Origin of the sequence: Zoogloea sp., from assembly GCF_023150065.1 — a bacterium.
Taxonomy (GTDB): domain Bacteria; phylum Pseudomonadota; class Gammaproteobacteria; order Burkholderiales; family Rhodocyclaceae; genus Zoogloea.
On record NZ_JAKLLN010000023.1, the window covers coordinates 1 to 11771 of the forward strand.

7 protein-coding genes are annotated in these 11771 nt (G+C 71.0%); 3 read left to right on the plus strand and 4 right to left on the minus strand.

All coding sequences use genetic code 11. The features are described from left to right. Positions 1-206 precede the first annotated feature (206 nt). From L6Q67_RS19635 to L6Q67_RS19650, 4 genes are all read right to left on the minus strand, one after another. On the minus strand, positions 207-728 hold the full coding sequence (locus L6Q67_RS19635; RefSeq protein ID WP_296573596.1) for an LEA type 2 family protein: 522 nt from the start codon (positions 726-728) through the stop codon (positions 207-209). Positions 729-738: 10 nt separating this feature from the next. Beyond that, the gene (locus tag L6Q67_RS19640; RefSeq protein WP_296573598.1) at positions 739-1620 is read right to left on the minus strand and encodes an NAD(P)-dependent oxidoreductase; all 882 of its coding nucleotides are present in this window, start codon (positions 1618-1620) and stop codon (positions 739-741) included. 1 nt (position 1621) lies between these two features. Then, complete coding sequence (locus L6Q67_RS19645; RefSeq protein WP_296573601.1) at positions 1622-2494, minus strand: NAD(P)-dependent oxidoreductase; 873 nt, start codon at positions 2492-2494, stop codon at positions 1622-1624. Positions 2495-2569: 75 nt separating this feature from the next. Beyond that, positions 2570-3712: a PQQ-dependent sugar dehydrogenase gene (locus L6Q67_RS19650; protein WP_296573602.1), complete on the minus strand. Its 1143-nt coding sequence runs from the start codon at positions 3710-3712 to the stop codon at positions 2570-2572. 136 nt (positions 3713-3848) lie between these two features. Here L6Q67_RS19650 and ybiB point away from each other — a divergent pair, with 136 nt between their 5' ends. From ybiB to L6Q67_RS19665, 3 genes are all read left to right on the plus strand, one after another. After that, positions 3849-4775, plus strand: a complete 927-nt coding sequence (gene ybiB / locus L6Q67_RS19655) for a DNA-binding protein YbiB (RefSeq protein WP_296573609.1) — start codon at positions 3849-3851, stop codon at positions 4773-4775. Between the two features lie 150 nt (positions 4776-4925). Then, complete coding sequence (locus L6Q67_RS19660; RefSeq protein ID WP_296573613.1) at positions 4926-5723, plus strand: caspase family protein; 798 nt, start codon at positions 4926-4928, stop codon at positions 5721-5723. An 87-nt stretch (positions 5724-5810) separates the two neighbouring features. Further along, positions 5811-11729, plus strand: coding sequence for a CHAT domain-containing protein (locus tag L6Q67_RS19665; RefSeq protein ID WP_296573616.1), 5919 nt, complete (start codon positions 5811-5813; stop codon positions 11727-11729). The last annotated feature ends 42 nt before the right edge of the window (positions 11730-11771 follow it).

Below are 11771 nucleotides of genomic sequence, written 5' to 3' on the forward strand. Positions count from 1 at the left end.
TCGCCTTTCTTGCCTTCTTCTTTGGCGAAGCAAAGAAGAAGGTCGCCCGCCGGGGCGAACACCCGGCCAACGTCACGAAAAACGACGGAAAACCCACCAGCAACGCTCAACAGTCCGAGGGCGAATGAACTCGCCCCCACCGGAGCGTGACATCACGCTGGCCGTGCATCGGACAAGCCCACTCCCAACCCACCCGACCACAGCTCCTAGAAACGCTCCGTCGGCGGTGCGCTCTCTCGGCGCCCTGCCTCGCCAAAGCCCTTCGGCAAGCCAACTTCCCCCGTCTGGTCGAAATCGAAACCACCGAAGTTGCCGGTCACCAGCCGGCCGCGGAGGCGGTATTCGACCTTGTCGCGCATCTTGGCCAGCTCGCGGAACTGGCGCAGCAGGCGGGGCAGGCTGGTGGTGGCGGTCACCTCCACGATGCCCTCGCCGAGGCGGGGGATCACCACCGGGCGGTTGCTGACCCCGGTGGCAAACTGCTGGCCGCTGAGGTCGAGGCGGAAGGTGAGGCCTTCAATCGGAATCTCGACGCTGTTCGGGTTGGTGACCCGCAGGCTGAGCACGAAGCGCTGCTCCAGCAAGGTGGCATCCAGGGGCCGGATGTCCACCACGGTCACCTCCGGTTTCTGCATGCCGAACTGGAATCCGGCGCAGCCCCCCAGCACGGTGAGCCCAAGGCCGGCGCACAGCAGGCCGGCCATGCGGCGACGCGAGATTTGCTTCATGTCATTTCCCTTAAACACTTCCGGGAGACTGCCCGGGCTCCAGCACGCGCAGCAGGCTGGCGGTATCGTCCCTCCCGCCCCCCAGCGCCATCAGGGCATTGAGTTGCTGCCAGGTCTGGGCAGCCACCGGCAGGGGCGCGCCGAGCTGGCGGGCCTCCTCCATCAGGATCGCGAAGTCCTTGTGGTGCAGACGCGACTGGATGCCGGCGGCAAAGTCGCGGTGGGCCATGCGATCCCCCATCACGTCCAGCACCCGGGAGCCGGCCGAGCCGCCCAGCAGCGCCTCGCGCACCTTGTGCAGGTCCACCCCATGGGCACCGGCCAGGCGCATGGCCTCGGCGCAGGCCTGGATGGCGTTGACCATGATCATCTGGTTACAGGCCTTGGCCACCTGTCCGGCACCGGCCGGGCCGATGTGCACCACGGTCTTGCCCAGGCAGGCCAGCAGCGGCCGGACGCGGGCCAGCACGTCGGCCTCGCCGCCGGCCATGATGGCCAGGGTGGCGTCCCGCGCCCCAAGCTCGCCCCCCGACACCGGTGCGTCCAGCCAGCCGATGCCCTTTTGTGCATAGCGGGCCGCCAGCTTGCGGGCGGAGCCCGGGGCAATGGTGCTCATGTCCACGTGGATGCCGCCGGGAGCAAAGCCCTCGATGAGGCCATCCGGCCCCAGGGCCAGGGCCTCCACGTCGGCGCTGGCGGTGACCACCGAGATCACCACCTCGCAGCTCCGGGCCAGCTCGGCCGGCGTGGCGCAGAGCCGCGCGCCGGCTGCCGCGAGGGGAGCCGCCGACTCCGGCCGCCGGGCCCACACCGCCAGCTCATGGCCAGCCGCCAGCAGGTGCCCGGCCATGGGGCGCCCCATCACCCCCAGTCCGACAAATCCGACCTTCACCTCATTCCCCCGACAGGCTTTCCAGCAGCTTGAGGGCGGCCACCGAGTCCTCCTCGCCCATCCCGCTACCCACCATGGCGTTGAAGAGCTGGGCGGTAGCGGCACTGCTGGGCAGCATCAGGCCCAGGCGGTGGGCCTCCTGCATCACGATGTTCATGTCCTTCTGATGCATCCAGGCCTTGAAGCCGGGCTTGAAGTTGCGGTCGAGCATGCGCTGGCCGTGGTTCTCCAGGATGCGGCTGTAGGCAAAGCCGCCCAGCAGGGCCTCACGCACCTTGCCGGCGTCCACGCCGCTCTTGCGGGCGAAGTTGAAGGCCTCGGCCACCGCCAGCACCCCCACCCCGGTGAGGATCTGGTTGCAGGCCTTGGCCACCTGCCCGGCCCCCGGGCCACCGATCAGGGTGGCCGCCTTGCCCATGCGGGCAAACAGGGGTTCGACCTTGGCAAAGGCGTCGGCATCGCCGCCCACCATGATGGTCAGGCCACCATTGATGGCCCCCACCTCGCCACCCGACACCGGCGCGTCGAGCATGGTCACGCCTTTGTCCTTCAGGCGGGCCGAGATCGACTCGGCCGCTGCCGGGGCGATGGTGCTCATGTCCACGTAGATCAGGCCGGCGCGGGCCCCTTCGGCCACGCCGCCGGCACCCAGGGCCACCTGCTCCACGTCGGCCGCATCAGCCACCATGGAGAACACCACGTCACAGCCCGCCGCCACCTCGGCGGCGCTGGCTGCGCCTTTGGCACCGGCCTCGAGCAGCGGCGCCATGGATTCGGCGCGGCGCGCCCACACGGTGAGTTCGAAGCCGCCCTTGAGGATATTGAGGGCCATGGGCCGCCCCATGATGCCAAGACCAATGAAACCAACCTTCATGACGTATCCCTGTTGCCGGAAAAAAGGAGCGAGCCTAGCCGCCGCCGGCCCCCAGCGCAATCAGGGCGCACCCCCTCAGCCTCCGTAGCTCACCCGGTAGATCGCCCCGGCCCGGTCGTCGCTGATCAACAGTGACCCATCGGGCAGCTCCAGCACGTCGGCAGGCCGCCCCCACACGTCCTCGCGCCCGCTGGCATCCACCTGCAGCCAGCCATCCACAAACACCTCCTGGCGGGCATTGCTGCCCTGGGCGTCGGCAATCACCCGGACCACCCGGTAGCCCGACTTGCGGCTGCGGTTCCACGACCCATGTTCCGCAATGAAGGCGTTGTGCCGGTAGGCCTCCGGAAACTGGCTGCCCCGGTAAAACCGCATGCCCAGGGCCGCCACGTGGGCGCCCAGCCTGGCGACAGGCGGCGTGAAGGCGCTGCAGGCGCGGGCCTTGCCAAACTCCGGGTCGGGCACGTCGCCCTGATGGCAGAACGGAAAGCCGAAGTGTTCCCCCGGGCGTCCCAGCCGGTTGAACTCATCCGAGGGCAGCTCGTCACCCAGCATGTCGCGGCCGTTGTCGGTGAACCACAGGGCACCATCCTGGGGGTGCCAGTCGAAGCCCACGGTGTTGCGCACCCCGCGGGCCACGACCTCGGCTCCACTGCCATCCGGGCGGATGCGCTGAATCGTCGCGAAACCCTCGGCATCCCGGTCGCACACATTGCAGGGCGCGCCCACCGGCACGTAGAGCCAGCCGTCCGGGCCGAAGGCGATGAACTTCCAGCCGTGGTGGCGCTCCTGGGGGAAGCGGTCGGTCACCACCCGGGGGGCGGGCGGCTTGGCCAGCCGAGTGCCAACCCCATCCAGGGCCACGATGCGCGACACCCCCGACACATACAGGCTGCCCGCCCGCCAGGCCACGCCTACCGGCTGGGTCAGCCCCCGGGCCAGCACATGCACCTTGCCGGCCCGCCCCCTGTCGATCTCGACCCCGTAAACCTGGCCCGCCTCGCGGCTACCCACGTACACCACGCCTCGGCCATCCACAAAGTCGCCCAGGGCCATGCCCCGGGCGTTGGGCACCTGGTCGGTGAGCACCTCGATGCGAAAGCCCGGCGGCACCCGCAGGCGCTCCACGGGCAGCTCCGCCGCCCCCGCCAGCGTCGCCGCCAGGCCCAGCCCCAGACTCAGCCCTAGACCCAGACACCCCTTCCACCCTCGCTTCATCACGCCACTCCCGATCCGTGCAAAAACCCGCAGCCTGCCGCCACCGGGGCCCGGACGCCACCCGCTGCAGCGTGTCTGCTGCGCCGCCGCATCCGCTACACTTGCCGCACTGTCCAACTCACACCGGCGCCCCACCATGTCCTACGCCCCATTCATCAAGGAGATCGGCCGCGGGCCGAAAGGTTCTAAGCCCCTCAGCGTCGATCAGGCCGAAGCCCTGTTCGGCGACATGATGGACGGCCGGGTGCCCGACCTGGAGCTGGGCGCCATCATCCTGTCCATGCGCATCAAGGCCGAATCCCTGGACGAGCTGCTCGGCTTCCAGCGTGCCCTGGACGCCCGCACCACGCCCATCGCCGTACCCCCCGGCCCCCGCCTGGTGGTGCTGCCCACCTACAACGGCGCCCGCCGCCAGGCCAACCTGATGCCCCTGCTGGCCCTGCTGCTGGCCCGGGAAGGCGTTCCGGTGCTGATCCAGGGCCGCCACGACTTCGACAGCCGGGTGAGCCCCTTTGAGCTGCTCGACGCCCTGGACATCCGCCCGGCCGCCAGCATCGCCGACGCCGAAGCGCAGCTGGCCACCCGCCACCTGGCCTGCCTGCCCCTCGACACCCTGGCCCCCGGCCTGGCGCCGCTGCTCGCCCTGCGCCCGCGTCTGGGCGTGCGCAACAGCGCCCACACCCTGGCCAAGCTCCTCGACCCCGCCCCCGGCCACAGCGTGCGCGTCGTATCCATGACCCACCCGGAGTACCTGGAGCGCATCCACACCCACCTGGTCGCCCAGGGCGGCGTGGCCATGCTGCTGCGGGGCACCGAGGGCGAGGCCTTTGCCAACCCCCGCCGCCGGCCCCGCCTGGAGGCCTTCATCCACGGCCAGGCCAGCGTGGCCTTCCCCGCCGAAGAGGGCGGCGCACCGCCCATCGAGGGCCAGCCCGACAACCCCGAGGTGCAGGCCAACGCCGCCCTGATCCGCGCCATGCTGGACGGCAACCTGCCCGTGCCCCAGCCCATCCTCGACCAGGTTGCCGCCCTGCGCGAGCTCAGCCAGATACCACGCGTCTGACAGCCCCCACCGGCGCGGCGCAGAAGCCGTTGACCTTTCAAGCACGGGTGCTTAAATCCATATTCCATAGCCCGGCCGCGTGCCGGGCCCCAGCGCACCCGCCGGCAGCCTCGGCAGCCCCCGGTGGCGGACACGAAAGGGAGACGGATCATGAGCAAAAAGGCGCTGTGCATCGGCATCAACGACTACCCCGGCACCCAGAACGACCTCTCAGGCTGCGTCAATGACGCCACCGACTGGGCCGCCACCCTCACCGCCCGGGGCTTCACCGTCACCAAGCTCATCGACGCCCAGGCCACCAAGGCGGCCATGGTGGCCGGCATCAGCAGCCTGGTAGGCGGCGCAGCCAAGGGCGATACCCTGGTGATCACCTACTCCGGCCACGGCACCTGGGTGCCCGACCGCAATGGCGACGAACCCGACGGCCGCGACGAAGGCCTGTGCCCCTGGGACATCGGCTCCGGCAAGGTGCTGCTGGACGACGAGCTGGCCCCGCTCCTCGCCAGCCGGGCGGCCGGCGTGCGCGTGCTGCTGATCTCCGACAGCTGTCACTCGGGCAGCGTCACCCGGGGCGACAACAGCGACCTGGACCCCGGCATGCCCCGGGCACGCTTCCTGCCGCCGGAGGTGTGGATGAAGGCCGACGAGCTGCCGGACGCCCGCGCCGCCCGCCTCCCCACGATAGGAGGGCTGACCCGCAGCGGTGGAGACCTCCTGCTGGCCGGCTGCACCGACACCCAGTTCAGCTGGGACACCAGCTTCAAGGGTCGCCCCAACGGGGCCTTCACCTACTACGCCCTGAAGGCCCTGGCCGCCCTGCCCGCCAGCGCCACCTACCAGGACTGGTTCAAGAAGATCACCCCGGCCTACCTGCCCACCAACCAGTTGCCCCAGAACCCGCAGATCTTCGGCACGCGTACCGCCCGCGCCTGGAAGGTCTTCGCCTGAGCCCCCCCGGGCCGGCATCCCTGACCGGCCCTTCCCGCCCCTGATCGTCACGCGCCCGGAACGATCCGCCGCGCCGAGGACCCCGCCATGAGCAGCCCCGCCCCCCGCCCCCTGTTCCGCCTGCCCCTCGGCCACCAGGCACAGGGCGATACGCCCTCTCTGCCAGGCACCCTTTCCATACCGGGCAGCCGTGCCGCAGACGGCAGAACGGAAACACTTCTGCCCAACGTCAGCGTCAAGCGCAGCTGGACCCTCGCCCCGGCCAGCCGCAGCAGTGACGCCCCCAGCAGCGAGGCCCTCGGCGACGACATCGGCCTGCTGGCCCTCGAAACCGTGGACGGCAGCACCGTCTTCATGCACGCCGACGTGCTCGCCGCCCAGCTCCGGCGCACCCGGCCCGAACTGCTGGACGCAGACGGCGCCATCGACTTCGCCCGCTTCCGCGACAACCGGGCCACCACCCGCGGTGCGGCAGACTGGATCTGGCGCAAGATCAGCGAGCTGGAGATCGGCCGGGACGAGATCATCGACGCCGCCCTGGAGCAGCTCCGCGAGAAGCTCGAAGACAAGGCCGTGGACTGGGCCTCGCGCAAAGGCGCGAAAGCCCTGATGGAAGCCATCGAGAGCCGTCTCGCCGGCCCCCCGGGCATTTACGCCTGGCGCGGCGGCGAGCTGACCCCGGCAGACCGCTGCACCGAAGGCAGCCCGCAGCTGGCCGCGGCCCTGGCGGCCGGTCCAGCCCTGCTGTTCATCCACGGCACCGGCTCCCACACCCTGAGCGGCTTTGGCGCCCTGCCGGCCAGCAAGGCCTGGCGAGAGATCGACAACGCCTTCAGCGGCCGCATCTTCGGCTTCGAGCACCGGACCTTCTCCGAAAGCCCCATCGACAACGCCCTGCGCCTGCTGCGCACCCTCCCCGACGACGCTCGCCTGCACCTGGTCACCCACTCCCGCGGGGGGCTCGTGGGCGACCTGCTGGCCCTCGACCCCCACGACCCCCAACTCGACGAGCTGATTGAGCAATACACCCGTCCGCCTCGCCCCGACGAGGCCGACGCCGAACGCCAGGACCCCGCGCTGAAGGCAGAACGCCTGAAGGGCGAAGCCCTTGAACAAGCCGCCCTGCGCGAACTCGTCGGGCTGATGAAGCAGAAGCGCCTGCGTATCGAACGCTACGTACGGGTGGGCTGCCCGGCACGGGGCACCGCCCTGCTCTCCGACAACCTCGACCTCTTCCTCAGTGGCCTTCTCAACGGCGTGCGCCGCTTCGGTGCCTGGGGCGTGGGCGCCCTGGTGGGGAGCGCCGCATCGCCCGTCGCCGGGGAGACGGCCAAACGCATCACTAACGAAGCCCTGCGCTTTCTCACCCGCGTCGTCCTCGAAATCGCCGACAAGCGCATCCAGCCCGGTGTGGTGCCGGGCATCGAGGCCATGCTGCCGGAAGCCCCCATCGGCACGCTGCTGGGCCGCGCCGCGATGGCCCCCTCCGTGCGGGTCGCCCTGATTGCCGGAGACGTGGAAGGCGACCCCAACAGCTTCTTCCACCGGGTTGGCGTGATGTTCGTGGACTGGGCCCTCTTCGACCGGGCCCGCAACGACCTGGTGGTGGACACCGACTCCATGTACGGCGGGCTGGCCAACCGGGCCCGGGGTGTCCGGGCCATCTACGTGCACGGCCCGCAGGTCAATCACTTCCGCTACTTCCGGGACGACGTGAAGAGCCGCAACGTGCCCCTGCCCACGGCCCTCCACCAGTGGCTGGTGGCCCCCGATCCGGACAGGCTCGAACCCTGGCAGCCCCTCGGCCTGCCCGAGCCCGACGCCGTTCGCCCGCGCCGGGTGAGCCGTGGTGGCGACGAGCGCCCCGCCGACAGCATGCCGGTGGTGGTGTATGTGCCGGGCATCATGGGCTCCCACCTCAAGGCCGACAACCAGCGCGTATGGCTCGCCCCCCTGGCCCTGGCCAGCGGCAAGCTCACCCGCATCGCCATGGACAGCGGCCGCGGCGTCAGCACCGACGGGCTGGTGGACCTGGCCTACGGCGAACTCGCCGATTGGCTCGACGGCAGCCACCGGGTCGTCCGTTTCGACTACGACTGGCGTCAGCCCATCCTGGCCCTGGGCCAGCGCCTGGCCACCACCCTGCGCGAGGCCCTGGTCAGCCACCCCAACCAGCCGGTGCGCATCCTCGCCCACAGCATGGGCGGGCTGGTGACGCGCGCCGCCTTTGCCGCCGACTCCACCCTGTGGCGGGACATCGTGGCCCGCCCCGGCGGCCGCCTGCTGATGCTGGGCACCCCCAACAACGGTTCCCACCTCTTCGTCGAGACCCTGCTCGGCCAGTCGGACACCATCCGCACCCTGGCCCGGGCCGACCTGCAGCACGGCATGCAGGCCATCCTCGACATCGTGGCGGGGTTTCCCGGCGCGGTGCATCTGCTGCCGGCGCCGGGCTTCGTGGATACCGCCGGGGTCGCGGAGCACGACTTCTACGCCGAGCAGACCTGGGTGGATCTGGCCGCCCTCAACAACGACTTCTGGTTCGGCCGGCATCTGGCGGGCCGCCCGGCGCAGGCCACACTTCAGGCCGCAAGCGACTTCTGGAAGGCTGTCGCCGACACCCGCTGGGTGCAGGAGGCGCCGGAGCGCATCGCCTACGTCTTCGGTCAGGCCGACAACACCCCCTGCGGCCTCCTCATCCAGCGTGACGGCGACACACCGGTGGGTGTGGCCCTGCGCGGCACCCCCAACGGCGACGGCTCCGTCACCTGGAAATCCGGGTACCTTGCCGGCCTGCCCGAGGACCGCTACTGGTACATGCCCGCCGACCACATGGGCCTGACCAGCACCGAGAAGTACTTCGGCGAGATCCAGTCCCTGCTCGCCCAGGGCAGTGCCAGCCGCCTGGGGCGCCTGCCCGTCAGCCGTGGCGCGGCCGAGGCCGATCGCCTCACCTGCTACCGGGGCGGCCCACCGCCCGCCTACCCCACGCCCCTGGAGCTGACCAGCCGGGCCCTGGGCGGTCGGCCCCGGGTGCAGATTCGCGGCAGCCGCCGGGCCCTGGCCGTATCGGTGCGGGCGATGGATCTGCGCTTCGTGCAGGTCCCGCTGATGTGCGGGCACTACCGGGGCGACCCGATCTCCGGCGCCGAGGCGGTCATCGACCGCTGGCTGGTAGACGGCGCCCTCAGCCACCGCCAGCGTCTGGGCATCCACACCGGGGATCTGGGCAACGCCACCGTGGCCCTGGCCCCCCGCAGCCGCGAAGAGCGCCTGCGCGGGACCGGCCGCGGCGCCGTGGTGGTGGGGCTTGGGGAAATGGGCAAGCTGTCGGCCGAGGGCGTCACCGAAGCCGTCCGCGCCGGCGCGCTGCGCTACCTGCTCCACGCCGCCGATCGCTACACCGAGGAGGCCGTAGCCGGCGGTACCACCCAGGCCGACGGAGAAATCGAGCTGAGCCTGGCCAGCCTGCTGATCGGCACCAACTCCGCCGCCCAGCTGGACGGCGCCGATGCGCTCAAGGCCATCGTGCTGGGGGTGCTGCGGGCCAACCGGGAGTTCGCCGAAGGGGCCGTGGGCCGCGACGGGGCCCGTCGGGCCGTGATCACCCGCCTCGAACTGATCGAGGTCTACCGGGACGCCGCCCTCTCCGCAGCCCACGCCCTGCGTCAGCTCGACGAGGTGCTGGCCAGCGATCTGCTGCGCCTCGAAGCACGCCTGGACATCGCCGAAGAGCTGCAGACCGGCGAAGGCGTGCGTCAGCGCCTCAGCCTGACCCCCTTCGGCGACTACTGGCCGCGCCTGGCAGTCAGCGACGCCGACGGGGACGACACTGACCGCGACGACGGCGCCCCCGTGGTGCGTCACGCCCGGCGCCTGCGCTTTGTTTACATGGGTGAGAAGGCCCGCGCCGAATCCATCATCCAGCAGCGCCAGCCAGGCCTGGTGGAAACCCTGGTGGACCGGACCCTCAACGGTCCGGGCAGCACCTCCTACTCGCCAGACACCCGCTTCGGCAACACCCTCTTCCAGCTGCTCGTCCCCCTCGAGTTCAAGGCCGTGGCCCGCAAGACCAGCAACCTGATCCTGGTGGTGGACGAGGGCACCGCCAACCTGCCCTGGGAGATGCTGGAGGCCGACGGTCAGCCCCTCATCCGCAGTACCCGGATGGTGCGCCAGTTCGCCACGACCGCCTTCCGCCGCGAGGTGATCCGCACCGACGCCCTGAGCGCCTGCGTGATCGCCAACCCGAGCAGCGAGGGCTTCCATGCCCAGTTCGGCCCGCCGGGCTGGAAGGCTACGCCCAGACCCGACGGCAGCCCGGGCTGGGATGAGCTCCCCAGTCTTGCTGAAGCGGCCCGCGAAGGCGAAGCCGCGGTGGCTGTACTGGAAGCCTCCGGCTACGACGTCAATCACATCCCCCCCGACGCCACCGCCACCCAGGTGTTCGCCGGCCTCTTCGCCCGCCCCTGGCGGATCGTGGTGATCTGTGCCCATGGCATCTATGCCCGCCAGGCCCGGGACGGCAGCTGGCGCAGCGGCGTGGTGCTGTCCGACGGGCTGCTCCTGTCGGCCACCGAGATCGCCCTGATGGAGAACGTGCCCGACCTGGTCTATCTGAGCTGCTGCAACCTGGGCAAGGCCGGCATCAATGAAGGCGGAGGCAACCGCCTCGCCGCCAGCCTGGCCCGGGAGCTCATCGACATGGGGGTGCGCTGCGTGGTGGCGGCCGGCTGGGAAGTGCGCGACGACGCCGCCCGGACCTTCGCCGAGGCCTTCTTCGGGCAGATGACGATTCAGGGCGCCCGCTTCGGCGATGCCATCTTCAAGGCCCGCAATGCCACCTTCGACACGCACCCGGACTGCAACACCTGGGGCGCCTACCAGGCCTACGGCGACCCGGCCTTCCAGCTGCGGCAGGCTCCCCGGGTGGAGCGGGACGACGCGCCGATGCAGGCGCCCGACGAGCTGATCGACTGGCTGGAGCAGCGCCGGCTGGACTGCCGGCTGCCCGGCGGCGGCGGTGACTTCAAGACCCTGACCCGCCGGATCACCACCCGCCTCAACGCCGTTCCGGCCGCCTGGCAGGCCCGGCCCGACCTCCAGGCCGCCCTGGGGCGCCTCTACGCCGAATATCAGGGCGCTGGTTTCGAGGCCGCCAGGAGCGCCCTGCTCCAGGCCGTCGCCGCGGATTCGTCCCTGTACGGGGTACCCATCGCCAGTATCGAGCTGCTCGCCAACATCGAGGCCCGGGAAGCCGCCCGCCGAAGCGAGGCAGGCTCGCCCCCCGATCTGCAGCGCCTGGCCGAGGCCAGCGCCCTGCTCGACACCGCCATCGGGCGGCTCGAAGCCCTGCTCACCCGGCTCGGCCCCGCCACCCCCAACCCCGAGCGCCAGTTCCTCCTGGGCAGCGCCCTCAAGCGCAAGGCCCTGCTGGCGGTCCGCAGCCAGCGGGGGTGGGCGGAGGTCGCCGGGCTGCTGACCCAGGCCCGGGATGCCTACGCCACCGGCGAGGGCGACCCGGCCACCCCCGGCTGGAACCCCTACGGGCGCATCAACCGCGTGCAGCTCGACGCCCTGCTCGGCCAGCCCGGTGCCACCGACGCCGACGTGGAGGTGTGTATCACCGCCACCCGGGCGCGTTTCCGCCGGAGCTTCGATTTCTTCGACGCCGTGATGCAGGCCGATGCCGCCCTCGCCCAGTGGCTGAGGACAGATCAAACCCCCGCCGGCACAGGCTCCCCGGCCGACTATCTGCTGGCCACCTACCGGGACGCCATCCAGTCCCTGGCCCCCTCGCCCCGGGCCATCGATTCGGTGGTACGCCAGCTGGACCTGCTGTGCGAGTTCCTCGCAGGCCGGAAGCAGGCCGGCGACACGGACCGGGCCGCAGTGTTGCAGGCGGTGGCGCAAGGCCTGAGCGGCCGGCCCGGCGCAGGCGAAGACAGCACCGCCGCCACCAGAAAACCGCGGCGGCGCTCGGCAAGCCCCAGGACAAACGCCTGAAAGCCGGGCCGGGCCCACCCCGGCCCGCGCCCGAAGATGGTG